This is a genomic window from Pseudomonas sp. FP818, assembly GCF_030687335.1.
Classification (GTDB): domain Bacteria; phylum Pseudomonadota; class Gammaproteobacteria; order Pseudomonadales; family Pseudomonadaceae; genus Aquipseudomonas; species Aquipseudomonas shahriarae.
In genome coordinates this window covers 1,725,061-1,751,232 of the sequence record NZ_CP117427.1, presented here as the reverse complement: position 1 = coordinate 1,751,232, position 26,172 = coordinate 1,725,061, and the positions used below count along the sequence as shown (strand labels likewise).

The following is a 26,172-nucleotide window of genomic DNA, read 5'->3' as shown; positions in this document are numbered from 1 at the left end:
AATTTATTAAATCATTGATTTTATTGGATTATTTACCTATTGAAACACAATAACCCAGGGCATTTTGCCACCTGCGGAAACGCCCCACAGCACTGGAAATCACTTTCTCAGTGGTGCACGACGACCCGCCCTAAATAGCCGTCGCACCGCCATCCACGGCCAATGCCTGGCCAGTGGTGAACGCCGCGCCATCGCTGCACAGATACAGCACCGCGCTGGCGATTTCCCCGACCGTGCCAATGCGCCCGACCGGGTGCATGGCGGCGGCAAACTCGGCCTTGCGCGGGTCGGCTTCATAGGCACGACGGAACATGTCGGTGTCGATCACCGCCGGGCACACGGCGTTGACGCGGATTTTCTTTTTCGCGTACTCGATGGCTGCCGACTTAGTCAGGCCAATCACCGCATGCTTGGACGCCGCATAAATACTCATCTTCGGCGCAGCCCCCAACCCCGCCACCGACGCGGTATTGACGATCGCCCCACCGCCCTGGGCCAGCAGCAACGGCAACTGATACTTCATGCACAACCACACGCCCTTGACGTTGACCCCCATGATGGCGTCGAACTCATCCAGGGTGCCATCGGCCAACTTGCCCTGTTCAATCTCGATGCCGGCATTGTTGAACGCATAGTCCAGGCGACCATAGCTGTTCAGCACTTGCTGCATCAGTTGCTGCACATCCGCCTCCAGGGTGACGTTGCAGCGCACGAACAACGCCTCGCCGCCCGCCTCGCGGATCAACGCGACGGTGCCCTCACCGCCCGCCACATCCAGGTCGGCGACCACGACCTTCAAGCCTTCGTTGGCGAATGCCAGCGCCGTGGCGCGGCCGATACCGTTGGCAGCGCCGGTGACCAGGGCGACCTGGCCGGAAAACGTCATGCTCATTGCTTATATCCTTGGATGAATGCCCGTGGGCCCAGCATAGCCAGGGCCTGGCGCCACGCGTCAGCACTATCAGAGGGCCGGTTGAGCGCCCATGCACGGCAGTGATAAGCCTGCCGGGCCCACTATCAAGCCAGCCTATCGCCGGGCATTCGCAGGTATCGGCCGACCTTGCTCCTGGCGCCTGGAAGGTCTATCACTTGAGGTTCATTTATCCAGAGTCCTTGCCATGACTGCCCAGACCAACCGCCAATTCCTGCTTGCCAAACGCCCGGTCGGTGCGGCCACGCGGGACACCTTCACCTACCAGGAAGTGCCGGTGGGCAACCTGGCGGACGGCCAGGTGCTGGTGCGCAACGAATACCTGTCCCTCGACCCGGCCATGCGTGGCTGGATGAATGAAGGCAAGTCCTACATCCCGCCGGTTGCCATCGGCGAAGTCATGCGCGCCTTGGGCGTAGGCCAGGTCATCGCCTCGAACACGCCGAAATTCGCGGTCGGGGACTACGTGAATGGCGCCCTGGGTGTACAGGATTACTTCCTCGGCGAGCCGCGCGGTTTCTATAAGGTCGATCCGAAACTGGCGCCGCTGCCGCGCTATCTGTCGGCGCTGGGCATGACCGGCATGACCGCCTACTTTGCCCTGCTCGACACCGGCGCGCCCAAGGCCGGCGATACCGTAGTGATTTCCGGCGCCGCCGGGGCGGTGGGCAGCATTGCCGGGCAGATCGCCAAGATCAAAGGCTGCCGCGTGGTAGGGATTGCTGGCGGCGCCGACAAGTGCAAGTTTTTGCTGGATGAACTGGGGTTCGACGCGGCCATCGACTACAAACACGAAGACGTGCCGGCGGCCCTCAAGCGCGAATGCCCAAAAGGCGTGGACGTGTATTTCGATAACGTCGGCGGCGATATCCTCGACGCCGTGCTCAGCCGCCTCGCGTTGAAGGCGCGGGTGGTGATCTGCGGGGCCATCAGCCAGTACAACAACAAGGAAGCCGTGAAGGGGCCGGCCAACTACTTGTCACTGCTGGTCAATCGGGCGCGCATGGAAGGGTTTGTGGTGATGGACCATGCGGCGAACTTTGCCGCCGCCGGGCAGGAAATGGCCGGCTGGATGGCGCAAGGCAAGCTCAAGAGCAAGGAAGATATTGTCGCGGGACTGGATACGTTCCCTGAGACGCTGATGAAGCTGTTCAACGGCGAGAACTTTGGCAAGTTGGTGCTGAAGGTCAACTGACACCCCACAGCGCCCTTGTGGGATCGGGTGCCAACCGGCACACCGTAAGCAACTGTGGGAGCTGGCTTGCCTGCGATAGCATCACCTCGGACTGACTGAAAAACCGAGGTGCCTGCATCGCTGGCAAGCCAGCTCCCACATTTTTAGCGCAAAGGCATCAGGCGATTTCGGCAACCACCGCCGCCAGGGCCTTGGCCGGATCGGCCGCCTGGCTGATCGGACGACCGATCACCAAGTAATCAGAACCCGCATCCAGCGCCTGGCGCGGCGTAAGAATCCGCCGCTGATCGTCCTGGGCGCTGCCCGCCGGACGAATCCCCGGGGTCACCAGTTGCAGCGTAGGATGGGCAGTCTTCAACGCCTGGGCCTCCAGCGCCGAACACACCAGGCCATCAAGGCCGGCCTTCTGCGCCAGGGCCGCCAGACGCAGTACTTGCTCCTGGGGCTCGATATCCAGGCCAATACCGGCCAGGTCCTCACGCTCCATGCTGGTCAGCACGGTCACACCGATCAACAACGGCTTGGGACCGCTGCGCTGATCCAGCACCTCACGGCACGCGGCCATCATGCGCAGGCCGCCGGAACAGTGGACGTTGACCATCCACACGCCCATCTCGGCCGCGGCCTTGACCGCCATCGCGGTGGTGTTAGGGATATCGTGGAATTTCAGGTCGAGGAACACCTCAAAACCCTTGTCACGCAGGGTGCCGACGATTTCTGCGGCACAACTGGTGAACAGCTCCTTGCCGACCTTGACCCGGCAGAGCTTGGGGTCCAACTGGTCAGCCAGCTTCAGTGCGGCGTCACGGGTGGGGTAATCCAGGGCGACGATGATAGGAGTCTGGCAGACGGACATTGGAATGGGCTCTCAGGCAAGTCGAAATCGGCGCGGATTGTAGCGCAAGCAGCGGCTTTGCGGGATCCGATGATCGGTAAATCCTCGGCAAGCGCCTATTTTTCTGGGAGAACCGACTAATATTTCAAAGTAGATACATTCACGACACGCCTGCAACATGCCCCGACAGTAGCCTCGCCCGCAGGTGACGGCAAAAACGTGACTACCCTGGACCTAGCCATTGCCGGCTTCTACAAAGGATCAGCTCACCTTGTCCTCGCGACGAACCTGCGCCTGAGTCGCGCTCCAATCCGTCAACAGGCTATACGCCACCGCCAACAAGGTCGGCCCGATAAACAAGCCGATAAAGCCAAACGCGATCAAGCCACCAAATACCCCCAGCAACACGATCACCAGTGGCAGGTTACCGCCGCGGCTGATCAGGTAGGGCTTGAGCACGTTGTCTACGCCACTGATGATGAATGTGCCCCAGACGCCGAGGAACACCGCGTAGGTGTAATCGCCCTTCCATACCAGCCAGGCCGTGGCCGGGATCCAGACCAGGGGCGGGCCCATGGGGATCAGGCTGAGCAGGAAGGTGACGATGCCCAGCACCAGTGCCCCCGGGCACGCCGGCAATCAGGAAGCCGATCAGTGCCAGCAATGCCTGGGCGGCGGCGGTGCCGATCACGCCGTTGACCACCCGTTGCACCGTACCGGCCACCAGGTCGATGTAGTAGCCGGCGCGATCACCGATCAAACGCTCCAGCAGCCGGTGAACGAACATCGCCAGGCGTGGCCCGTCGCGGTAGAAAAAGAATACAAACACCAGGCTGAGGGTCAGTTCGAGGATTGCCGCCGCCGATCTGCGCGCTGCGGGCCAGCAGCCAGTTGCCGACCTGCCCCAGGTAGGGCTTGATCGTGACCATCAAAGCCGCGCCCTGCTGGTCGATACTGTCCCACATGGCCACCAGCCGCTCTCCCACAAACGGGATCGAGCCCAGCCAGCTAGGTGCTTCGGGCAGGCCGTCGACCTGGAGGTCCTTGATCAGCGCCACAGCATCGCGCACATGGTCGGCCAGGTTGAAGCCCAACCACACCAGTGGCACTGCCACCAGCAACATCCAGCCCAAGGTCAGGATCCCCGCTGCCAGGGACTCGCGGCCGCCCAGGGCGCGGGTCAACAGGCGCATCAGCGGCCAGCTGGCAAACGCCAGCACCGCGCCCCAGAACAGCGCCGACCAGAACGGCGCCATCACCCAGAAACTGGCACCAAACAGCACCAGGAGCAGGATCTGCACCAGCAGGCGATCATTGTTGAGCATGTGCTTTCTCGAAAAGAAGTCTGTTGAGGGAGAGCTTAGGCGAACGGCGCGGGTCCGTTCGCCCTGGAACGATCAGCGGATCACTTGCAGATGCAGGCCCTGGGTCTCGCCAGTAGCGGTTTCCAGGCGCGCCGCACGCACGCCCTTGTCGATCAGGCCCTGGCGCCAGGCTTCAGCGTTGGGTCCGCTCAAACTGACCCGCAAGGTGGTGTCGAGGTTCAATCCACGGGAAATCAGGGTCAACCATGTTGCGTCGGGCTCAGCCCCCAGCAAAGGGAAATCCAGGTCGCCGGTGCTTTTCAGTTCGCGCAGCAGTGTGGCAGAGGTCGGCAGCAATTGCCCCAATGGCGCGCTGGCGTCCATTTGCTCAACATGCAGGTAAGCCCGGCGATTGCCGCGGGTGATGCCGTACAGCGCCACCAGAGAGTTGTCCTGAGGGGCGGCCAGGCGCAGCAAGAGGAATTCCTGCTGGCCATCGGCGCCGACCAGCTTGGCATTGCCCAACACTTCATTGGCCCAGAGGCTGCTTTCGCCACAATCACGGGCCTGGCACCAGAACAACAACTGCGCGCCCTGTTCTTGCAACGCCTCGCGCGTGGCTTTGAAGGCCGTGCTGGAACTGTGCTCGGCAGGCAGTTCATAGGTGATGGCGGTTACTTGGCCACGGGCCGTGGCCTGACCGTCGTAGCGCAACTTGCCACTGATCTTGCGGATCGCGCCCATGGGGTAGATGCGTTCTTTTTCTTCGGTGGGACGGTAGTCGACAATCTGCGCATCCACCTGACGGGCCACGCTGGGCAGATCCTGGCTTCCCGGTAGATCAGCAGCGAAGACCAACGGGCTGATGCAGCACAGCCCAAGCACACGGATAATTCCCTTGGCACTACTCATCGGATCGGTGCGCCTGGGCCGGTGGATGCCTTCGCGGTATTCGGATTGTTCATGGTTGACTCCCTTTCAATCCGCCCAGCCTCGACAGTTGCCCCCGCCAAGTCAAGGCGCGGTGAAGAACCGATTGAAACAGTCTGCAACAAGAACCGCTCCCGACTCGTCATTCAGGTGCAAATGATGGCCACCTGCAAGGGTGGTGACAGTGAACGGCACCTGCGCAAGCAGCTCGGGATGTTTGGCCAGCATGCCTTCTTGTGCGACCACCAACTGTGCAGGGCACGCCACTCGACGCACGAAGGCCATGGCCTGTTCTTCCGTCAGGCGTATTGGCGAGGCCAGGGTCAGGCGGCTGTCACTGCGCCAGGTGTAGCCGCCCGGCACCGGCATCAAGCCGCGCTGGGCCAGGAGTTCCGCGGCTTCACGGCTGACGGCCACCACGCCTTTCATTCGCGCTTCCACCGCCCGGTCGAGGGTGCCGTACACCGGTTTGCGTTTGTCCTGCAGGTTGATTTGCGCCTGCAGGGCCATGCCCAGGCGCTCGGCGGGGTCCTCGCCGGTGGCGGTCGGCGGGATCACGCCGTCGATCAACGCCAAGTGCGTCACGCGCTCCGGCAAGGCCCCGGCCAGCACCGTGGAAACGACTGCCCCCAGGGAGTGGCCAAGTAATGCAAAACGTTTCCAGCCCAGCTGTTCGGCCACTTGCAGCACATCAAACACGTAATCCCACAAGGCGTACCCCGCCCCAGCCGGGCGGTGGGCCGAGTGGCCGTGACCGGCCATGTCCAGGGCGACAATGCGCAAACCCTGCAGCTTGGGCGCCAGGCGCGCAAAGCTGTTGGCGTTGTCCAGCCAGCCATGCAGGGCGATCACCGGCAGGCCGTCTTCCGGGCCGAACAGATGGGCCGCCAGCTCAATGTGCGGCAGGCTCAGGCGCACTTCTTCGACAGGCGTGGTCATGCGCAACTGCGCTCGCGGGCTTCCCAACGGGTAAACAGGTTCTTGATCAGGGTCGCCGTGTCCTGCGGCCGCTCCAGGGGAAACATGTGGCCGCCGGGCATGGTCAGCATCTCGCCCATGGGCAGGCGTGCGACGCCGCTGGCGTGATGGCGCATCACCACCCGGCTTTGCCGGCCGCGTACTACGGCCAGTGGCACTTTCAATTGGCGGGTCTGGCCGGGGCTGGTGTGTGGCACGCCCCGATAAATGCTGATTTCCGTGGCCGGGTCGAACCGCAGGCGCAGGCGATCGCCGACCTGGTGCAGACCATGTTGCAGGTAGGCCTCCAGGCAGTCCGGGTCAAACCCGCGAAACAGTGTCTTGCCGGAAAAATACTGACGCGCGGCGTCCAGGTCGCTGAACTCTTCGCGCCGGCCCAGGGTGCGGCCAGCCGGGGTCAGGCGGTCGATCAGGCCAAAACGCTTGGCCGCGCGGATCACCCAGCGGTCGGCCAGGGTCAGCACCGGCGAGTCGAGCATCACCACCCCGCGATACAACTGCGGGCAACGCAGGGCCGCGTGCAAATGCAGCACCCCGCCCAATGAGTGGCCGACGCCCCACACCGGCTCCGGTTGCTGCTCCAGGTGGTGGATCAGTTCGTCCACCAGGTTCTGCCAATTGTCATCCACCGGAAACCGCGGGTCGTGGCCGTGCTGCGACAGGTGCGCCACCGCGTACTCCGGGGCCAGGGCATCGAACAATTTGCCGTAGGTCGCCGAAGGAAAGCCATTGGCATGAGTGAAAAACACATGTTGCGACATAACCAACCCATCATCCAAAACAGAATTCGATTGTCCTCACGCCTGGCCGCTACAGCAATGACTGTAACTGCCAGGAATGATGACACTCACGCCACACCTATCGCGCCGGCGGGTTCTCGCCCAGGGGCACCACGGCCATGGTCAGGCGCGACACACAACTGGCCTTGCCCTCGTCACTGGTCAGGCGGATGTCCCAGACATGGGTGGTGCGCCCGATGTGGATCGCCCGGGCCACCGCCGTCACCCGCCCGGAACGCAGGCCGCGCAGGTGGTTGGCGTTGATTTCCAGGCCCACGCAATAGAACTTGCTGGCGTCGATACACAGGTAGCTGGCCATGGAGCCAACCGTTTCGGCCAACACCACCGAGGCCCCACCGTGCAGCAGGCCATAGGGTTGATGGGTGCGGTGGTCGATCACCATGCTGGCGGTCAGGGACTGGTCGTCGAAGGTCTCGAAACGGATATCCAGTACTTCACCAATGGTGTTTTTCTGGATGGCATTGAGTTGCTCGATATTGGGGAGGGTGCGCCACAGGCTCATTGCAGTGTCCTTGTTAATTTTATTTGGGTGCTCAATCCTGCCACAGCACTGCCTCGGAACGTGCGCTCCAGGCCTGGAACTGTGGGCCGTAGGTTGACTCGATCACGTTGCGCTTGATCTTCAGGGTCGGTGTCAGAAAGCCGTTTTCCACGGCCCAACTGTCTTTCACCACCACCAGTTGACGCAAGCGCTCATGTTTATCCAGCACCTGGTTGACCTCTTCCAGCAGGCGCTCCAGGCTGCCATGCAACGATTGCCGGGCCTCGCCGGCGGCCTCCTGCAGGCCCACTGCAGACAGCACGCACAAACCCATCGGCGCGCTCAGGCCATCACCCACCACACACACCTGCTCAATGCGCCCGTGCTCCGCCAGGCGGTTTTCGATGGGGGCCGGGGCGACGTACTTGCCCTTGCTGGTCTTGAAGATCTCCTTGAGACGCCCGGTCAGGCGCAGGCGGCCTTCGGCATCCTGCTCGCCCTTGTCGCCGGTACGCAGGAAGCCGTCTTCGGTGAGGGTCTCGGCAGTCTTCTGCGGGTCCTTGAAGTAACCGAGCATGGTCGCGCCGCTGCGCACCTGGACTTCACCGGCCGGGTCAATGCGCACCTCCACGTCCGGGCACGGCAGGCCGATCCAGCCAATCTTCTGCTGGCCGGGGCGACAGACATGGGAATAACCACAGCTTTCGGTCATGCCATACACCTCCAGCACATCCAGGCCCAGGCGCAGGTACCAGCGTAGCAACGCCTCAGGCACCGGCGCCGCGCCGGACAGGGCCACCCGCACGGCGTCCAGGCCAAGCCCGGCGAGCACCTTGCGCCCGACGCGCTTGCCGATAAATGGCAGGCGCAATAGCAGCTCCAGGCGTTTTTCCGGGATTTTGCCGTACACCCCCATCTGGAACTTGGTCCAGATCCGTGGCACGCCAAACAAGGCCGTGGGCCGGGCGCGTTGCAGGTCGGTGAGGAAGGTGTCGAGGCTTTCGGCAAAAAACACCGTTTGCCCGGTGTAGATCGCAGCCATCTCGACAAACATGCGCTCGGCCACATGGCACAGCGGCAGGTAGGACAGCAGCCGGTCGCCCTCCCCCAGGCCGAACAGCTCGGTGCCTCGGGTTGCCGCAAACGCCAGGGCGCCGAAGGTGTGCATCACGCCTTTGGGCAGGCCGGTAGTGCCGGAGGTGTAAATGATGGTGGCCAGGTCCGTGGCAGCCGGCGCCGGGTCATCCTGGATCGGTGAGCAGGCCTGCAGGTCGGCCCAAGTGAAGTCGAACGGGCCCTCGGGGCACAGCGGCAGGCTGATGGTCGCAAGCCCGGCCTTGATGCCTGGGGCCATGGCCGGCCAGTCGTCGAGCTTGCCGATAAACACCAACGCCGCCTCGGAGTGCTCCAGCACATGGGCCACGGAGTCGGCGGTGAGGTTGGGGTACAGCGGCACCGAGACATGCCCGGCCATCCAGATCGCCAGGTCGGCGATAATCCAGTGCGCGCAGTTTTTCGAGATCAGGGCAATGTGCGAGCCCTGGGGCAACTCCCGTGCCCGCAGCCAATGGGCGGCGCAACGGGCCTGGTGGCCGACCTCGCCCCAGGTGAGGGTCTGCACCTCGCCGCCACCCGTGGGCTGGACCAGGAAGCGCTGGCGCGGATGGCGCGCCTCACGTTCAAAGAAGACCTGCAGCGGCAAACGAAAAGCGACAGACATGGGACGCGCTCCTGTGTGTTCCGATGGTAGCCAACCAAGCACTTGCTTGGTGGACTATTCCATGCACACAGGAGCACTGCAAGTCGCTTGCAGGCAGAATGCAATCAAACTGTGGGAAAGGGCTTGTGTGGGGGTGGGCTTACTCGCGATTGTGCCGTGTCAGTCGATACATTTAGCGACTGATACATTGCTATCGCGGGCAAGCCCGCTCCCACATTGTGCCCAGGTGCGCCTTGGGAACTAAGGGTTTTTCACGTTGTTGAGGCTCATCAGCCCCGCCAGCGGGAAGTCCCCTTCCAGCTCCGCCAGGCTGGCGGTGTGCATCGGTTGCGGCTGGCGCTGGTGCCCGTGCTGCAAAAAGCTGATCAGGTTGCCCACCAAAGGCTGATGGCTGACCAGCAGCACATTGTCATCGGTGTCGAGTTTTTCCAGGACTTGCAGGGGGTTGCCGTCCGGCGTCAGCCACGACACGGTGCGGATTTCTGGCACAAACCCCAACGCCTCGCGCACCAACTGGGCAGTCTGTTGCGCCCGCACATAAGGGCTGGCGATGATCGCGCTGATGGGCTGGCCGATCAGGTGCGCGGCGCTGTGCAGCACTTCTTCGCGGCCACGCTCGGTCAGGTTGCGCTGGGCATCGCTGGGTGCATGGGACTCGGCTTCACCGTGACGCAACACCCACAGCTTCATAGCTTGGGCTCCTCATCGCGCACCGGGTGCGGGGCTGGCGGCACGCTGTGGGCGGCTTCGCCTTCCGGGGCACGCGGGGTTGGCCAATCGGCAAAGGGCCAGGGTTTCTGCTCGCTGTGGAAGCTGCCAAAACGGCCAATCTGCGCGAGGAACTGGCTGAGGCTGTCGCCAAAGTTCATCAGGCCCAGGTTCGGTGCGCCGTAGATCAGGCGGTAGATCAATTGCACCACCACCAACGCCCCGAGGATGAACTGCGCCACTTGCCAGACCAGGGCAAACACCAGCATCCACAGGATGCGCAGGGCAATGGATTCATACTTGGGTGCTGCTTTCGGATCGTTCATCGCGGGTTCCTCAGTTGAAACCACTGGTGGAAATAAAGTCGACATCAGTCTTGGGCTCGGCACGCATCAGCAACTCGATGACCTGGTTCAAGGTGCGCCCTTCGAACAGGATCGCGTGCAGGCCGGCGACCAACGGCATATAGACCCCGGTTTCCTGGGCCTTGGCCTTCAGTACTTTGAGAGTATTGACCCCTTCGGCCACTTCACCCAGGCGGGTGACGGCATCTTCCAGGCTCAGGCCCTGGCCCAGGGCGAAACCGACCTGATAGTTGCGGCTTTTCGGTGACGAACAGGTGACGATCAAGTCGCCCACCCCGGCCAGGCCAAGGAAGGTCATGGGGTTGGCGCCCTGGTTGACCGCAAAGCGGGTCATTTCCGCCAGGGCGCGGGTAATCAGCATGCTCTTGGTGTTTTCCCCCATGCCCAGGGCCACCGCCATGCCGGCGATGATGGCGTAGACGTTTTTCAGCGCGCCGCCCAGTTCTACGCCAAAGCGGTCAGCACTGGCATAGACACGGAAGGTACGGCCATGCAGCACGGCCTGCACCTGTTCGCACAGGGCTTCGTCTTCACTGGCGACCACCGTCGCGGTCAAGGCATGTTCGGCCACTTCCCGCGCTAGGTTCGGCCCGGAGAGCACACCAATGCGCGCCTGGGGCGCGATTTCTTCGAGGATTTCGCTCATCAGCTTGAAGGTCTGGGCCTCGATACCTTTGGTCAAGCTGACCAGCATCTTGCCCGCCAGCCGCTCGGCATGGGGCGCCAGCACCGAGCGCAGGGCACTGGAGGGCAGCGCAACGAAGCACAGGTCGCAGTCATCCAGGGTGGCCTGCAGGTCCGTGACCGGCGTGACCGCAGCGTGAATCTTGATGCCCTTGAGATAACGGGGGTTTTCGCGGTTGACCCGGATGGCCTCGGCCTGTTCGGGATCGCGCATCCACTGGCGCACCTGATGGCCGTTTTCGGCCAGCAGATTAGCCACGGCGGTACCAAAACTTCCGCCTCCCAGGACCGCAATTGGGCGCTGTTCAGTCATATGCAATCCGTTAATCCATAAGCAGTGGCGATGGCGGCATTATACGGGCCGGCCAGACGGCGACCAGCCCTTCTGTGTTTTCCGCATTTGTCGGAAAATGGCCGAATAGACCACAGTAATTGCGATGGTGCCGACTGGCAAAAGCGCCCGCCTCAGTTAACATGGGCGGCTATCCGCAATTATCAAGGCCGTGCCGTGTATTTGGGCCCTCCTCCTCGTTCATCTCTGTTTCTGGCGCTGTTGGTCAGCACGCCGTTGCTGGCCGACGATCTGTTCCTCGACAACCAGCCACTGCCCCAGGTCCTGACGGCGACCCGACTCAAGCAGTCGGCCGCCGCCGTACCTGGCAGCATGACGGTGATCGACAGCGAACTGATCAAGGCCAGCGGCGCGCGGGATATCGCCGAGTTGCTGCGCCTGGTGCCGGGGATGATGGTGGGCTACACCTCGGGCAACCAGGCTGCCGTCAACTATCACGGCACCAACGCCAGCGAAGCGCGGCGCATGCAGGTGCTGATCGACGGCCGCTCGGTGTACCGCGCCGGCCTGGCCACGGTGGACTGGAGCGATATTCCGGTGGCCATGGAGGATATCGAGCGGATCGAGGTGTTCCGTGGGCCCAATACCGTCAGCTACGGCGCCAATGCGCTGATGGCGGTGGTCAATATCCTCACCCGCTCGCCGGCCAACAGCCAGGGCACCCGGATGAAAATGATCCGGGGCGAGCGCGGGATCAACGATTGGTATGCCAGCCAGGGCCTGGGCTGGGACACCGGCAACCTGCGGCTGTCGCTGTCCGGGCAGCAGGATGACGGCTTTGACAGCGACCGCGTGGGTGCCGACTACCGCGACAGCCGGCGCCTGAGCCGCTTCAGCCTGAAGGTCAGCCAGACCCTCGACCAGCAGCAAAGCATCGACTGGCAGATCAACGCCAAGGAAGGGACCAACCAGCGGCCATACACCTACAAGCCGGTATTTGCCGGGATTACCGATGGCGGTACCGATTCCGACGTCAGCGCCAAGGACTACGCCGCCTCCCTGCGCTGGAACTTCGATTTCAATCCCGACCACAGCCTGTATATCCAGGGTTCGGCGCAGCAATGGGATCGCCGGCAGATCTGGAAGGCCTGTGATGCCAAGGTCTCGTTCAGCCCGCAGTTGACGCAACTGTGGCAAATGAACCCCAACTACGCTGAAAAGTTGGCGCGGCACATAAAGGATTTTGAAAACGGCAGCCCACCACCCGGCTCCCCTGCCGAGCAGGCATTGGCCGAAGAAGTCCTGAAACAATGGAATGAAGGCGGCAAGGAAAGTGTCTGCGGCAATATCGACCAAAGCACCAAGGAAAGCCGCTACGACCTGGAAGTGCAGGACACCCTGAGCCTGTCCGACAGCCTGCGTCTGGTCAGCGGCATGAATTACCGCTACGACCGCGCCGACTCCGACACCTACTTCAATGGCCGGCTGGACGACACCACCTGGCGCCTGTTCGGCCACCTCGAATGGCGCGCCAGCGAACACTGGCTGTTGCAGGGCGGGGCGATGTATGAAAACACCCAACTGAGCAATAGCTCGCTGACGCCCAGGGTCGCGATCAACTATCTGATCAACCCGCGCCACGGGCTGCGGGCGGTGTACTCCGAAGCCATCCGTTCGCCGGACATGTTCGAGAACAACGTCAATTGGAGCTATAAGGTCACGAACCTCAGCTCCCCCACCTACGGGCAGAACGCCGGCCAGTATTTCGTCAAGACCCGGGGCCCGGGCGACCTCGACAGGGAACTGATGCGCTCCCGGGAACTGGGCTATAACGGCTTTTTTGCGGATATCGGGCTGAACCTTGACGTCAAACTGTTCTATGACGAAATCACCGGCATGATCAGCGAGCCCCTGCGCAATAACCAGTACATCGCCAGTAACAGTAACAGCTCGCGGTTTACCGGCACCGAAACCCAGCTGGACTGGCACCTGAGCGCCGCCGACCGCCTGCGCCTGACCTATGCTTACGTGGATGCCCACGCCAGCAACGCGCTGGACCGGCAACAGACCGCGCGCAACAGCGGCTCGGCCGGCTGGATGCGCGAGTGGGGGCAAGGCTGGTCCAGCGCGTTGTTCTATTATGGCAACGATGCACTCAACCAATATCGCTTTGAACGGGTCGATATGCGGGTCGCCAAACGCATCGCCCTGGGCAAGGCCAACTTGGAGCTGGCCGGCATGCTGCAACAACGCCTTGACCGCCAGCCCACTACCCATGTCGACAATAACTACGACCAGCGCCATGTCCTCTACTTCAGCGCGGAGCTAGAGTTCTGACATGAACCCTGCCCAGTCAAGGATGACCGCCCTCTTCCGCGCCAAGTTCTGGCGCCGCTGCCTGCTGCTCGTCAGCCTGGCATTGGCCGTGCCCGCGTGGAGCGCCGAAATCCTGCTGACCGCCGCCGAGGATGGACCCGGCGTGCAGGCATTCACCCAGGCCCTGCGCGAACAGCGCCCCGCCGATAGCGTCACCTTCAAGGCCCTGCAAGACATGCCCGCCCCCGGCCAATTACCGACCAGCACCCGCCTGATCCTGCTGGACCTGCCGAGCCTCGACTGGCGCCTGCAGGACCCCCAGGGCCCGGCCACCCTGGTGCTGCGCATCAGTCGCCTGCAAGCCCGCGAGCGCCTGGGCAGCCATGTGCCCGGCAAGATCAGCCTGCTGTGGAGCGATCCGCCCCTGGACCGGCAGCTGCGCCTGATCGCCAATATCCTGCCCCAGGCCCGGCGCATTGGCGTGCTGTACGGTAGCGACAGCGAATTCCTGCTGCCGGAACTGCGCCAGCATGCCGCAGCCCTGGACCTGGAAATCGTCGCCCAGCACTGGGACAACATTAATGACAGCCGCCCGCTGCTCAGCCTGTTTAAAAACAGCGATGTGTTGTTAGGGCTGGATGATCCCCAACTGTACAACCCGAAAACCGTGAAAAACCTGCTGTTGAGCAGCTACGCCAGGCAACTGCCACTGATCGGCCCCAATGCCGGCTTCGTGCGGGCGGGCAGTCTGGCCAGTACCTACAGCGATCAGGCCGACTGGCTGAATGTGCTTGACCGCCTGCTTGATCACGCGCCGGCCGGCTGGCCGCGCTCGCTGTACCCGGAACACTTTAAAGTCGTGGGCAACCCGCAAGTGGCGCGCTCGCTGGGGATCGAAGTGGTGGACGAGACCACCGTCGCAACCCGATTGGCCGAAGGGGAAAAACACCCATGACCTTGGTTCGCCGCTGGGATATCAACACCCGCACCCAGATCATCACCCTGGGCCCGGCCCTGTTACTGACGCTGCTACTGATCAGCTTCTTTACCTTCGTACGGATCCAGGACTTGCGCCAGGAACTGGACCACACCGGCCAACTGATCGCCAACCAGTTGGCCCCGGCCACCGAGTACGGGGTGATCTCCGGCAACAATGACGTGCTCGACAGCCTGCTGCGGGCGACGCTGGCCACGCCCCATGTGCGTTTCCTGGAAATCCAGGACAGCGCGGAAAACATCCTGGTGTATGTCGAGCAGCCGTCGGAAAAGCACGACCGTTCGCTGTCGGTGAAAGTTTTCCAGGCGCCGATTCGCCTGCAGCATATCCAGTTGGGCAACGATTTTTTCCAGGACAGCACCGCGCAGCCCAAGGCGCCACAGGCCGACTATCTGGGGCGGGTGATTGTCGGCATGTCCAATGACGCCTTCAGCCAGCGCCAACAGGAAATCCTTTTTAAGGCTGGGATCCTCGCGCTATTCGCCCTACTGTTCACCTTCCTCCTGGCGCGACGCCTGGCCGCCAGCCTGTCGCAACCGATCAGCGCCATGGGCCATGCGGTCAACGCGATCCAGCAGGGTGATTACAAGACCCCGCTACCGATTGTCGACGACTCCGAGCTGGGCGACCTGTCACGGCATATCAACAACCTTGCCGAAGGCCTGCACCATGCCAGTCGCGAACAGCAGCAGGCCATGGCCCAGTTGATCCAGACGCGGGAGGAAGCCGAGCGCGCCAACAGCGCCAAATCCGACTTCCTGGCGATGATGAGCCATGAACTGCGCACGCCGATGAATGGCGTACTGGGCATGCTGCAACTGCTCGAAACCACCGCCATGACCGACGAGCAGACCGAGTACGCCGCGCTGGCCTCGGAGTCCACCGAGCACCTGCTCAAAGTCATCAACGATATCCTCGATTTCTCGCGTATCGAACGCTCGGCCCTGGAGCTTGAGCATATTCCGTTCAACCTGGTGGACCTGATCAACAGCTGCGCCCAGGCCTTCCAGCACAGCGCCATACAGCGCGGGCTGGTCCTGGAGTTGTCGATCCCGCCGGGCATGGAAGCGCTGCGCGTGCAGGGCGACCCGACGCGGATCCGGCAGATCCTGGTGAACCTGATCGGTAATGCGCTGAAATTCACCGAGCAAGGCACGGTCAGCGTCGAGCCGAACTGGCAGACCCTGGACCACGAACTGCTGTGGTTCACCTGCACCGTGCGCGACACCGGGATTGGTATTTCGGCCGAGCGACTGGAACTGATGTTCGACGCCTTTCAACAGGCGGACAGCTCTATCTCCAGGCGTTACGGCGGCACCGGCCTGGGCCTGCCGATTGCCCGGACCCTGGCCGAGCGCATGGGTGGCACCTTGCGCGCCCAGAGCGACGAAGGCCTGGGATCGGTGTTTACCCTGGAAATCCCCCTGGCGATCTGCCAGCAGAGCCTGCCGCAGATTGCTCCGGACGCGCAGCACAAAGCCGGCGCCGGTGAAGGCCGCCATGTGTTGCTGGTGGAGGACAACCCGGTCAACCGCACCGTGGTCCAAGCCATGCTGCGTAGCCTGGGGTTTGAGGTGAGCGTCGCCACCGACGGCGCCGAAGCGATCCGCAGTGCCGAGAGCCTGATCTTCACCGCGATCCTGATGGATTGCCGGCTGCCGGTGATCGACGGCTATGACGCCACCCGCCAGATCCGCCAATTGCCCGGCTGCGCCGACCTGCCGATCATTGCCCTGACGGCCAATGCGCTACAGGGCGATCGCGAAGCCTGCCTGGCCGCCGGAATGAACGATTACCTGGCCAAGCCGTTCAAACGCACGGATTTGCAGCAAATCCTACAGCGCTGGGTGCATTAGATGGGCAGCATCAGCCAACTGCGACTGGCGTGAAAGACGAAAGTGCGGCAGTCTTAGGCACCCGAGCGGGCCTATAAATGAGTCCGGTTTAAAATTTCAGTGCACAAGTGTACATTCATGTCCTTGATGCTGTGACTTTCACTACAACGCAATAGTCTACCTGTAGGCTGCCGACGTGAGGCAAGCACGCTTCAGTCGGTCGGGAAGATTTACCCGGCCCTGCCGCATGGGATTATTGAGGAGCTCGCATGACCAAACAAAACGCCTTTACCCGGGAAGACCTGCTGCGCTGCAGTCGCGGTGAGCTGTTCGGCCCAGGTAACGCGCAACTGCCCGCCCCCAACATGCTGATGGTGGATCGCATCACCCTTATCAGCGAAGAGGGTGGCAAGTACGGCAAAGGTGAATTGGTCGCCGAGCTGGATATCACCCCGGACCTGTGGTTCTTCGCCTGCCATTTCGAAGGCGATCCGGTGATGCCGGGCTGCCTGGGCCTTGATGCCATGTGGCAGCTGGTCGGCTTTTTCCTCGGCTGGCAAGGCCTGCCAGGTCGCGGTCGTGCCCTGGGTTCGGGCGAAGTGAAGTTCTTTGGCCAGGTCCTGCCGACCGCCAAGAAAGTCACCTATAACATTCAAATCAAGCGCGTCCTCAAGGGCAAGCTGAACCTGGCCATCGCCGATGGTTCGGTGAGCGTCGACGGTCGCGAGATCTATACCGCCGAAGGCCTTCGCGTCGGCGTGTTCACTTCCACTGACAACTTTTAAGGGTTATCCGCATGCGCCGCGTCGTTATCACTGGTCTGGGCATCGTTTCGTGCCTGGGCAATGACAAAGAGACCGTCTCCGCTAACCTGCGTGCAAGTCGCCCTGGCATCCGCTTCAACCCGGAATATGCCGAAATGGGTCTGCGTAGCCAGGTTTCCGGCTCCATCGACCTTCCCCTCGAAGAACTGATTGATCGCAAGATCTATCGCTTCGTTGGCCATGCCGCAGCTTATGCCTACCTGGCCATGAAAGACGCGATTGCCGACTCCGGCCTGAGCGACGACCAGGTGTCCAACGTCCGCACCGGCCTGATCGCCGGCTCCGGCGGCGCGTCGACCTTGAACCAGATGGAAGCGCTGGACATCCTGCGCGAGAAAGGCGTCAAGCGCGTTGGCCCGTACCGCGTCACGCGGACCATGGGCAGCACCGTTTCCGCGTGCCTGGCCACGCCCTTCCAGATCAAGGGCGTGAACTACTCGATCTCCTCCGCCTGCGCCACCAGTGCTCACTGCATTGGCACTGCGGTCGAGCAGATCCAGTTGGGCAAGCAGGACATCGTGTTCGCTGGTGGCGGTGAAGAAGAGCACTGGAGCCAATCGTTCCTGTTCGACGCCATGGGCGCATTGTCCACCCAGTACAACGAAACCCCGGAAAAAGCCTCCCGTGCCTACGACGCCAAGCGTGACGGTTTCGTCATCGCCGGCGGTGGCGGCATGGTGGTGGTCGAGGAGCTGGAACACGCTCTGGCCCGTGGCGCGAAAATCTACGCGGAAATCGTCGGCTACGGCGCGACTTCCGACGGCTACGACATGGTCGCGCCAAGCGGCGAAGGTGCCATCCGCTGCATGCAGATGGCCATGGCCACCGTTGATACCCCAATCGACTACCTGAACACCCATGGCACCTCCACTCCGGTGGGCGATGCCAAGGAAATGGAAGGCGTGCGTGCGGTATTCGGCGACAAGGCTCCGGCCATCAGCTCCACCAAGAGCCTGTCGGGTCACTCCCTGGGCGCCGCAGGCGTTCACGAAGCGATCTACTGCCTGCTGATGATGGAAGGCAACTTCATGGCCGGCTCCGCCAACATCGACGAGCTGGACCCAGCCGTTGCCGATATGCCAATCCTGACCAAGACCCGTGAAGATGCCACCATCAACACGGTCATGAGCAACAGCTTCGGCTTCGGTGGCACCAATGCCACCCTGGTGCTCAAGCGCTGGCAGGGTAAGTAATACCCCGCAGGTTGTGCTTATGAAAACGCCCCGACTGGTTCGGGGCGTTTTTTATGGGGTGGGGTTAACTTTAGACCGCGTCGGCTTCATCGCAGGCAGGCCAGCTCCCACATTGATCGCATTCCAACTCGGTCGAGTGTGGGCTTGCCTGCGATGGCGGTCTTCAGCCCTACACCGAAAACCTCGCCACCATGGTGTTCAGATCCACCGCCAAGCGCGATAACTCCTGGCTCGCCGAACTGGTTTGATTCGCCCCTGCCGACGTCTGCATCGACAGGTCGCGGATATTCATCAGGTTACGATCCACCTCCCGCGCCACCGCTGCCTGCTGCTCCGAGGCGCTGGCAATCACCAGGTTGCGCTCGTTGATCAGGGTAAACGCCGAGGCAATCTCCTCCAACGCCGTGCCCGCTGACTTGGCAATCTCCAGGGTCGCACGCGCCCGGCCATTACTTTGTTGCATGGAACTGACCGCCTGATCGGTGCCCTGCTGAATCCCGCCGATCATCTGTTCGATTTCCTGGGTCGATTGCTGGGTGCGATGGGCCAAGGCCCGCACTTCATCGGCGACCACCGCAAAACCACGCCCGGCCTCGCCGGCCCGCGCCGCCTCGATCGCCGCATTCAACGCCAGCAGATTGGTCTGCTCGGCAATGGAGCGGATCACATCCAATACCTTGCTGATGCCGTACACCTTCTGCGCCAAATCCTCGACCTGGGTGGCATTGGCGGTCACATCGTCGGCCAGTGACTCGATCGACAGCACCGTCTGGTGTACCTGTTCGCGCCCGTGCTGGGCAATGCGATCGGATTCGCGCGAGGCCTGTGAGGTAGCTACCGCGTTACTGGCCACCTCCTCCACCGCCGCCGTCATCTGGTTGACCGCCGTGGCGGCCTGTTCGATTTCCTGGCTTTGCTGGTGCAGGCCACGGGTGGCGTCTTCGGTGACCGAACTGAGCTCCTCGGAAGCGGAAGCCAGTTGGCTGGAGGACTGGGAAATACGCTGGATGGTCTCGCGCAGGTTTTCCTGCATGCCCTTGAGCGCCTGCTGCAGGCGCGCTGGCTCGTCCTTGCCGCTGACGGTGATCTCGCCGGTCAAGTCGCCGCTGGCCACCCCTTGGGCGACCCTCAGCGACTGCGCCAGTGGCGACACGATGCTGCGGGTCAACAACACGGCCAGGCCGATGGTAATCAGCGCAGTCAGGGCAATCATGCCGATCACCCCTATCCGGGATTGACTGAACACTTGCTGGGCCAGTGCCGCCGCCTGATTGGCGCTGACCTTGTTGAGAGTGACCAATTCGCCCAGGGTACCGGCCATGGTATCGGCCAGATGATTCATCTCGCCATTGACCACCTCGATCGCATCTTCCAACTGGTTCTGCCGGGACAACGCCATGACCTGCTCCTGGCGTTGCAGGTACTGTTGCTGCTCAACCTTGAAGCGGTCGAACAGTACCTGGTCTTCGGGCAGCACAATCAACGCTTCATACAGCAACTGCGCGGTGTGCAACTGCTTTTTGATTTCGAGGATTTTTTGCTCATTCTGCGCCACCGCCTGAGGGTCGCGATTGACCAGCAGGCGCAGGGTCAAAGCGCGTATGCGCAGCAGATCCTGACTCATTTCACCGGCCGCCATCACACTGGGCAGCCAGTTGGTTTCCACCTGGTCGGACTGCTCGCGCATATTGGCCATTTGCAGCAAGGCGAACCCGCCCAGCACAAATACCATCAACGCCACCAATCCAAAACCCAGGCCTGCACGCGGAGCGATATTGAGACTTCTGATACTCATTGCGCTGATTCCTTTCAAGAGCGCTGCATCCACCTGCAGCGAGTTGCTCTTGAAAGGTATCGGCGTCTTCGGCTTTTTGCGTAAGACGAAAACGCGATATCAAAACGCCTTTATCTACTGAGTCTATTAGTGTAGCGATTCAGCGCACGGTAAAGCTCTTCTGGGTCAGCAGGCGATCACCCTGGAACACCATGAACCGCCACTCGCCCGGCACCACTTCGTGGCTTTCGGTGAACTCGTAGGCCATCACGTCCTGAGGCGCACCGGGCACCAGTTTCTGGGTCACTTCGAACTTGTCATGCCGCTGGCCATCGGCCGTGCGGATGCCTGGAGTGAAGTAGAGCAAAGTCAGCGGCGTGTCTTCGGCCACCTTGCCGAACAACTGGTAACGCAGGCCAAACTTGGTCCCCAGCTTGGCCGGCACTACGGTGGTGGCCTGGATCTGCTCGTTGCTACGGCGCAACACGCGCTCGCCCGATTGCAGCTCGGCTTTCGGGCCTTCGAATACGCCGAATTCCACCGGGCCTTCGATACGGACTTCGGCACTGGCCAGGCCGCTGATCATCATCAATGCCGCCAGGGCGCTTAAACGGGTGAGGTGCATAGTGGGCTCCTTGAGTGAGATGGCGGGAGCTTATGACACCGGTATGACGGGACGATGACAAACCCGATCAACGCGCCTTGGGCAAAATCGCCAGGAAATTGTCCCGTGCGACTTTTCGCGCAACGTCTTCAGGCAAGGCATCGAGGAAGGGATTAAAGCTGCGCATCTCCTTACCCAACTTGTTGAACCGCCCTACTACATCAGACCCCAGCATAAAGCGCTCCGGGAAGCGCTCTACCAGCGCCAGCCATTGCGGACGGGGCTTTCCCGCCTCGTCCAGTAAATACGGGGTGAGCACACTCCAGGACAGGTCGATGTACAGGTTGGGATAGGCCTCCAGCATGCGGCTCAAGGTCGGCAACAGGAAGTCCAACTGCGTCTGGTGCCGGTGGATCTCCATGCTGGTGCCGGCATGGGCCCAGATAAACCGGGTATGCGGATGATTACGCAGTGGCTCTTCGATCTCCGCCAGGTACAAGGGGTTGCGCTCCCGCTTGGAGGTGATGTTGGAGTGCACCAGCACCGGCAGGTCATTTTCGGCGGCCAGGTGATAGATCCGCGTCATGGCCTCGTTATTGGCCCGAGGTGTGTCACCGGAGGTCAGCGCAGTCAGGTCATCATGGCGGGTGAAGACTTCGCCAATGCCCTGCCACAGGCCCGGATACAGGTCGAGCATGCGCTGGATATGGGCCTCGGAGTTCTTGTCGTTGGGGTTGAAGCCGCTGAGGAACGGGTGGAAATGCTGGCGCTGTTCGGGGGCCAGCTCGCTGACGGCTGCCGCGACGATTACATCGGTGGCGCTATACCAGTAGGCACCCGCGTCATCTCCGGCGTAATAGCGTGGGCGCTTGGGTTCGTCTTCGTGCCACTTCTTCGCAACCGGGACGCCGGAAATCATCACATGCTCGATGCGATTATCGGCCATGGCCTTGAGCAGCTTGTCCATGCCGGCCGTCTCCTGGAAGAAGTCGACGTAATGCAGGTGCGCGTCGCTGTAGGCATAGTCGCGGGCGTGTACGGTAAGGCTGCTGGCGGCGAGCAACAGGGCAAGACTCAGGCGGGTCCAGGGCACGATACAACCTCAATAAGGGATTAGTCAGGTAGACCAGCGGCGGCCTGCCGGGGTTCAGCCGATAAAAACACGGAACACTCAGGTGCCAGCATGCTCTATAACTGCATGATCTTCATCCTGCCACCCTGTGAGGTTTACCATGCCTGTTATCGTTAATACGCTGAACACCGAGAACTTTCGCCATAGCGTCAACATCAATAACCATGAGCTGTTTACCGACCTGCCCAAGAGCCTGGGTGGCGACGACTCGGCGCCCTCGCCCCACGATTACTTCGACGCCGCGCTGGCCTCATGCAAGGCCCTGACCGTCAAACTGTATGCGCAGAAAAAGGACATCCCCCTGACCGGCGTGACCGCGGAAGTCACCCACGACAGCACCGAGGAGCAAAAGGGCAAGTACAAGCTCAACGTCAAGCTGACCCTCAAGGGTGTGCTCACCGATGAGCAACGCACTGAGCTGCATCGCGTGGCCGACAAATGCCCGGTGCATAAACTGATGACCACCGCCGAGATCAGCATCGAGACCAAACTCGCCGAAGGTGCGTTCAGCCAGTAACACCGATTCCCTGCCTGGCGGGTTATGCTCAAGCCCTACAAACCCGCTCAGACAGGGATGCTCCATGACCACCGTGACTGTGATCCGCCCGCGCGCCGAAGATGTCGAAGGCCAGCCCATCCTGCGCCCGCTGCCCTCGCGGGAATGCCGTAGCGTCGGGCCCTTCGTGTTTTTCGACCATATGCTCCAGACCCGCTATGCCCCTGGCAACGGCATGAATATCCGCCAGCATCCGCATATTGGCTTGTCCACCCTCACCTACCTGTTTGAAGGCGAACTCCTGCACAAGGACAGCCTCGGCTCCGATCAAGTGGTACAGGCCGGTGACGTCAGCTGGATGACCGCCGGCAGCGCCATTGCCCACGTCGAACGCACGCCCGACGCGCTCAAGGCCAAGGGGTTCGATCTACATGGCCTGCAGGTGTGGCTGGCCTCGCCCAAGGCACACGAGCAAGGGCCGGGGCATTACAGCCATCACCCTGCCGCCAGTTTGCCGGTCAGTGACAACCTCGGGGTGGTGATCCGCATGATCGCCGGCAGTGGCTTTTGCCTGGAATCACCGGTGCCAGTGCTGTCACCGACGCTGTATGCCGAGGTCCATATGCAAACCGCCACCACCCTGCTGATTCCGGATGAGCATGTGGAGCGGGCAGTGTATGTGCTGGAAGGTGATGCGCAGCTCGAGGGCGAACCCGTGGAACCCCATAGCCTGGTGGTGCTGCCGGCGGGCCAGAGCATGGCGCTGTTTGCCGAGACCGACTGCCATCTGGTGGTCTTCGGCGGTGCGCCACTGGATGGGCCACGGCGGATCAACTGGAATTTTGTCGCCAGTGACCCGGCATTGATCGAACAGGCTCGCCAGCGCTGGGCGGCCGGGGATTGGCCGACAGTGCCGGGCGAGGCAGGGAGAATTGAGCTGCCTCTGAGATAGCTATCGCGGGCAAGCCCGCCCTCACACTTGGAATGCCCTCCAACATGTGCGGGCTTGCCCGCGATGGGGCCAACTCAGGCGCTAAATATTCAGCCCTTGAACACTTCATCCAACAAATTATGCATCGCCTGGAACGCTCGCCCAGCGGTCTTGGCGTCGTACATCATCTTGCCCGGCACATTCGCCTGCGGGTCAGTGAACGAATGCACCGCGCCACCGTAGCTCAGCAATTGCCAATCCACCCCGGCCGCGTTCATCTCGTCTTCAAAGGCAGGCAACTGCTCTTTGGGCACCAACGGGTCAGAAGCGCCATGCAGCACCAGCACCGAACCCTTGATGTTCTTCGCGTCTGCCGGGTTGGGCGTGTCGAGGGTGCCATGGAACGACACCGCCGCCTTCAGCGGCGCGCCGGTACGCGCCAGCTCCAGAGAGCAGCAACCGCCAAAGCAGAAGCCAAAGGTCGCCAGCTTCGAGGTATCGACAGCCGCTTCGGCCTGGCCTTGCAGTTGTTCAAGGGCCGCCTGCATGCGCTTGTTGAGCAGCCCACGGTCATTCTTCAACGGCATCATTGCCGCGCCGGCTTCATCACCGTTCGACGGGCGCACCTGTTGCCCGTATAGATCGGCGATCAACACCACATAGCCCTTGCCGGCCACGGCCTTGGCGATCTCTTCGGCGCCTGCGCTGCCCCCCATCCAGTTCGGCGCCATCAACAGGCCCGGCAGCGGGCCCTGGTGGCTGGCATCGAAGGCCAGGCGGCTTTCATAAGACTGGCCATCAATCTGATAGACCACGGAACGCACGGTGACTTGGCTCATCATTTTCTCCGGTTGATATCCATGAAAACGAAAAACCCCGCCGAAGCGGGGTTTTCTTGCAGCGTTGTTAAACCGACAGTTCAACCAACAGCTTGTTCAGTCGGCGCACGTAGGCGGCCGGGTCTTTCAAGCTGTCCCCTGCGGCCAGGGCCGCCTGGTCGAAGAGGATGTGCGACAGGTCGCCAAAGCGCTCTTCACTCTGCTCGCCGTCGAGTTTCTCGATCAGCGGGTGAGCCGGGTTGAATTCGAAGATCGGCTTGGAATCCGGCACCTTCTGCCCGCTGGCTTCAAGGATCTGGCGCATTTGCATGCCCAGGTCCTGCTCGCCAATGGCCAGGATCGCCGGGGAGTCGGTCAGACGGTGGGAAACCCGCACTTCGCTGACAGCATCGCCCAGGGCGGTCTTGATGCGTTCAACCAGGCCTTCTTTGGACTTGGCCACTTCTTCAGCGGCTTTTTTGTCCTCTTCCGAATCCAGGTTACCCAGGTCCAGGTCACCACGGGCCACGTCGACAAAGCTCTTGCCGTCGAAGTCGCTGAGGTAGCTCATCAGCCACTCGTCGATACGGTCGGTGAGCAGCAGCACTTCGATGCCTTTCTTGCGGAAGACTTCCAGGTGCGGGCTGTTCTTGACCTGGGCGTAGGTTTCGCCGGTCAGGTAATAAATCTTGTCCTGACCTTCCTTGGCGCGAGCCAGGTACTCGGCCAGAGACACCACCTGCTCGCCGTCTTCGCCTTGAGTCGAGGCAAAACGCAGCAGGCCGGCGATTTTTTCCTTGTTGGCGAAATCTTCAGCCGGGCCTTCTTTCATGACCTGGCCGAAGTTTTTCCAGAAGCCCTTGTACTGCTCAGGCTCGTTCTTCGCCAGTTTTTCCAGCATGTCGAGTACACGCTTGGTCAGCGCCGACTTCATGGAATCGATGATCGGGTCTTTCTGCAGGATTTCCCGCGACACGTTCAGCGACAGGTCGTTGGAGTCGACCACGCCCTTGATAAAGCGCAGGTACAGCGGCAGGAAGGATTCCGCCTGATCCATCACGAACACGCGCTGCACGTAGAGCTTCAGGCCTTTGGGCGCTTCACGCTGGTACAGGTCGAACGGAGCACGGGCCGGGACGTAGAGCAGCGAGCTGTATTCCAGCTTGCCTTCGACCTTGTTGTGGCTCCAGCTCAGTGGGTTCTCGTAGTCGTGGGCGATGTGCTTGTAGAACTCCTGGTATTCCTCGTCCTTGACCTCGGTACGCGGACGGGTCCACAGGGCGCTGGCGCGGTTGACCACTTCCCATTCCTGGGCTGGAGCCTCCTCGCCTTCGGCCGCCGCTTGTTCTTTCGGCAGTTCGATCGGCAGCGCGATATGGTCGGAGTACTTCTTGATGATATTGCGCAGGCGCCAGCCATCGGCGAATTCGTCTTCACCGGACTTGAGGTGCAGCACGATGCGGGTACCGCGGTCGGCCTTGTCGACGGTGGCGATTTCGAATTCGCCCTCGCCCTTGGAGGCCCAGTGCACGCCTTCGCTGGCGTCGAGGCCGGCGCGGCGGCTGAACACTTCAACTTTGTCGGCGACGATAAAGGCCGAGTAGAAGCCCACGCCGAACTGGCCGATCAGGTGCGAATCTTTCTTCTGGTCGCCCGACAGGTTCTTCATGAAATCGGCGGTGCCGGATTTGGCGATAGTGCCCAAATGGGTAATCGCATCTTCACGGCTCATGCCGATGCCGTTGTCTTCGAGGGTGACGGTCTTGGCGTCCTTGTCGAAGCTCACACGGATTTTCAGTTCCGCGCCACCTTCCAGCAACTCAGGCTTGGACAGGGCTTCGAAACGTAATTTGTCGACAGCGTCAGAGGCGTTCGAGATCAATTCGCGAAGGAAGATTTCCTTGTTGGAATACAGCGAATGGATCATGAGGTGCAGCAGCTGCTTCACCTCGGTCTGGAAGCCCAGGGTTTCCTTTTGAGTTTCCACACTCATGGTCATCAAACTCCAATTGGATGGCAGTGGCCGCAC

22 protein-coding genes and 3 pseudogenes are annotated in these 26,172 nt (G+C 61.7%); 8 read left to right on the top strand and 17 right to left on the bottom strand.

Annotated features, from left to right (window positions below; genetic code table 11):
• Nucleotides 1-130: 130 nt before the first annotated feature.
• Nucleotides 131-892 (bottom strand): SDR family oxidoreductase, encoded by a 762-nt coding sequence (locus PSH80_RS07940; RefSeq protein ID WP_120732284.1) that lies wholly within the window; start codon nucleotides 890-892, stop codon nucleotides 131-133.
• 226 nt (nucleotides 893-1,118) lie between these two features.
• On the opposite strand from PSH80_RS07940, the gene PSH80_RS07935 reads away from it, so the two are divergent.
• On the top strand, nucleotides 1,119-2,126 hold the full coding sequence (locus tag PSH80_RS07935; RefSeq protein ID WP_216312414.1) for an NADP-dependent oxidoreductase: 1,008 nt from the start codon (nucleotides 1,119-1,121) through the stop codon (nucleotides 2,124-2,126).
• A 157-nt stretch (nucleotides 2,127-2,283) separates the two neighbouring features.
• Here PSH80_RS07935 and pyrF read toward each other — a convergent pair whose 3' ends face one another.
• The 10 genes and pseudogenes from pyrF to PSH80_RS07885 form a co-directional block, all read right to left on the bottom strand.
• Nucleotides 2,284-2,982 (bottom strand): orotidine-5'-phosphate decarboxylase, encoded by a 699-nt coding sequence (pyrF, locus tag PSH80_RS07930; RefSeq protein ID WP_057438885.1) that lies wholly within the window; start codon nucleotides 2,980-2,982, stop codon nucleotides 2,284-2,286.
• Nucleotides 2,983-3,222: 240 nt separating this feature from the next.
• Nucleotides 3,223-4,286, bottom strand: a pseudogene (locus tag PSH80_RS07925) (AI-2E family transporter).
• Between the two features lie 72 nt (nucleotides 4,287-4,358).
• On the bottom strand, nucleotides 4,359-5,177 hold the full coding sequence (locus PSH80_RS07920) for a DUF4892 domain-containing protein (RefSeq protein WP_057959001.1): 819 nt from the start codon (nucleotides 5,175-5,177) through the stop codon (nucleotides 4,359-4,361).
• Between the two features lie 102 nt (nucleotides 5,178-5,279).
• Nucleotides 5,280-6,134 carry an alpha/beta hydrolase gene (locus PSH80_RS07915; RefSeq protein ID WP_120734411.1) on the bottom strand — a complete coding sequence of 285 codons (855 nt, stop codon included), beginning with the start codon at nucleotides 6,132-6,134 and terminating at the stop codon, nucleotides 5,280-5,282.
• Nucleotides 6,131-6,934 (bottom strand): alpha/beta fold hydrolase, encoded by an 804-nt coding sequence (locus PSH80_RS07910; protein ID WP_057438882.1) that lies wholly within the window; start codon nucleotides 6,932-6,934, stop codon nucleotides 6,131-6,133. Before PSH80_RS07910 ends, PSH80_RS07915 begins: the two co-directional genes overlap by 4 nt.
• A gap of 97 nt (nucleotides 6,935-7,031) precedes the next feature.
• Nucleotides 7,032-7,475 carry a hotdog fold thioesterase gene (locus tag PSH80_RS07905; RefSeq protein ID WP_057438881.1) on the bottom strand — a complete coding sequence of 148 codons (444 nt, stop codon included), beginning with the start codon at nucleotides 7,473-7,475 and terminating at the stop codon, nucleotides 7,032-7,034.
• Nucleotides 7,476-7,506: 31 nt separating this feature from the next.
• Nucleotides 7,507-9,174: an AMP-binding protein gene (locus PSH80_RS07900; protein WP_271043747.1), complete on the bottom strand. Its 1,668-nt coding sequence runs from the start codon at nucleotides 9,172-9,174 to the stop codon at nucleotides 7,507-7,509.
• Nucleotides 9,175-9,414: 240 nt separating this feature from the next.
• On the bottom strand, nucleotides 9,415-9,864 hold the full coding sequence (gene sixA, locus PSH80_RS07895) for a phosphohistidine phosphatase SixA (protein ID WP_057958998.1): 450 nt from the start codon (nucleotides 9,862-9,864) through the stop codon (nucleotides 9,415-9,417).
• The gene (locus tag PSH80_RS07890; protein ID WP_057438879.1) at nucleotides 9,861-10,208 is read right to left on the bottom strand and encodes a DUF4389 domain-containing protein; all 348 of its coding nucleotides are present in this window, start codon (nucleotides 10,206-10,208) and stop codon (nucleotides 9,861-9,863) included. The genes sixA and PSH80_RS07890 overlap by 4 nt, the downstream gene beginning before the upstream one ends.
• 10 nt (nucleotides 10,209-10,218) lie before the next feature.
• A complete protein-coding gene (locus tag PSH80_RS07885; RefSeq protein WP_057958997.1) occupies nucleotides 10,219-11,244 on the bottom strand; it encodes an NAD(P)H-dependent glycerol-3-phosphate dehydrogenase in 1,026 nt (341 codons plus the stop codon).
• Nucleotides 11,245-11,439: 195 nt separating this feature from the next.
• Here PSH80_RS07885 and PSH80_RS07880 point away from each other — a divergent pair, with 195 nt between their 5' ends.
• From PSH80_RS07880 to fabB, 5 genes are all read left to right on the top strand, one after another.
• Nucleotides 11,440-13,560 (top strand): TonB-dependent siderophore receptor, encoded by a 2,121-nt coding sequence (locus PSH80_RS07880; protein WP_305419750.1) that lies wholly within the window; start codon nucleotides 11,440-11,442, stop codon nucleotides 13,558-13,560.
• 22 nt (nucleotides 13,561-13,582) lie between these two features.
• On the top strand, nucleotides 13,583-14,494 hold the full coding sequence (locus PSH80_RS07875; protein ID WP_057958995.1) for an ABC transporter substrate-binding protein: 912 nt from the start codon (nucleotides 13,583-13,585) through the stop codon (nucleotides 14,492-14,494).
• A complete protein-coding gene (locus tag PSH80_RS07870) occupies nucleotides 14,491-16,392 on the top strand; it encodes an ATP-binding protein (protein WP_057958994.1) in 1,902 nt (633 codons plus the stop codon). Before PSH80_RS07875 ends, PSH80_RS07870 begins: the two co-directional genes overlap by 4 nt.
• A 248-nt stretch (nucleotides 16,393-16,640) precedes the next feature.
• The gene (fabA, locus tag PSH80_RS07865; protein ID WP_057958993.1) at nucleotides 16,641-17,156 is read left to right on the top strand and encodes a 3-hydroxyacyl-[acyl-carrier-protein] dehydratase FabA; all 516 of its coding nucleotides are present in this window, start codon (nucleotides 16,641-16,643) and stop codon (nucleotides 17,154-17,156) included.
• 11 nt (nucleotides 17,157-17,167) lie between these two features.
• The gene (fabB, locus tag PSH80_RS07860) at nucleotides 17,168-18,388 is read left to right on the top strand and encodes a beta-ketoacyl-ACP synthase I (protein ID WP_057438874.1); all 1,221 of its coding nucleotides are present in this window, start codon (nucleotides 17,168-17,170) and stop codon (nucleotides 18,386-18,388) included.
• Nucleotides 18,389-18,557: 169 nt separating this feature from the next.
• Here the strand turns inward: fabB and PSH80_RS27315 are convergent.
• The 4 genes and pseudogenes from PSH80_RS27315 to PSH80_RS07845 form a co-directional block, all read right to left on the bottom strand.
• Nucleotides 18,558-19,154: pseudogene (locus PSH80_RS27315) on the bottom strand (methyl-accepting chemotaxis protein); the annotation flags it as partial.
• Between the two features lie 306 nt (nucleotides 19,155-19,460).
• Nucleotides 19,461-20,120 (bottom strand): annotated as a pseudogene (locus PSH80_RS27310) (MCP four helix bundle domain-containing protein); the annotation flags it as partial.
• 202 nt (nucleotides 20,121-20,322) lie between these two features.
• Nucleotides 20,323-20,787: a DUF3859 domain-containing protein gene (locus PSH80_RS07850; protein ID WP_305419745.1), complete on the bottom strand. Its 465-nt coding sequence runs from the start codon at nucleotides 20,785-20,787 to the stop codon at nucleotides 20,323-20,325.
• A gap of 67 nt (nucleotides 20,788-20,854) precedes the next feature.
• Nucleotides 20,855-21,859: an amidohydrolase family protein gene (locus PSH80_RS07845; RefSeq protein ID WP_057958991.1), complete on the bottom strand. Its 1,005-nt coding sequence runs from the start codon at nucleotides 21,857-21,859 to the stop codon at nucleotides 20,855-20,857.
• A gap of 139 nt (nucleotides 21,860-21,998) precedes the next feature.
• On the opposite strand from PSH80_RS07845, the gene PSH80_RS07840 reads away from it, so the two are divergent.
• Nucleotides 21,999-22,415: an OsmC family protein gene (locus tag PSH80_RS07840; RefSeq protein WP_057958990.1), complete on the top strand. Its 417-nt coding sequence runs from the start codon at nucleotides 21,999-22,001 to the stop codon at nucleotides 22,413-22,415.
• A gap of 64 nt (nucleotides 22,416-22,479) precedes the next feature.
• The gene (locus tag PSH80_RS07835) at nucleotides 22,480-23,346 is read left to right on the top strand and encodes a pirin family protein (RefSeq protein ID WP_169960935.1); all 867 of its coding nucleotides are present in this window, start codon (nucleotides 22,480-22,482) and stop codon (nucleotides 23,344-23,346) included.
• 89 nt (nucleotides 23,347-23,435) lie between these two features.
• Here the strand turns inward: PSH80_RS07835 and PSH80_RS07830 are convergent, their stop codons facing one another.
• Nucleotides 23,436-24,164 (bottom strand): dienelactone hydrolase family protein, encoded by a 729-nt coding sequence (locus PSH80_RS07830; protein WP_305419741.1) that lies wholly within the window; start codon nucleotides 24,162-24,164, stop codon nucleotides 23,436-23,438.
• Between the two features lie 67 nt (nucleotides 24,165-24,231).
• Entirely contained in the window at nucleotides 24,232-26,136 is a 1,905-nt protein-coding gene (gene htpG, locus PSH80_RS07825; RefSeq protein ID WP_057438909.1) for a molecular chaperone HtpG, read from the bottom strand.
• Nucleotides 26,137-26,172: the final 36 nt, after the last annotated feature.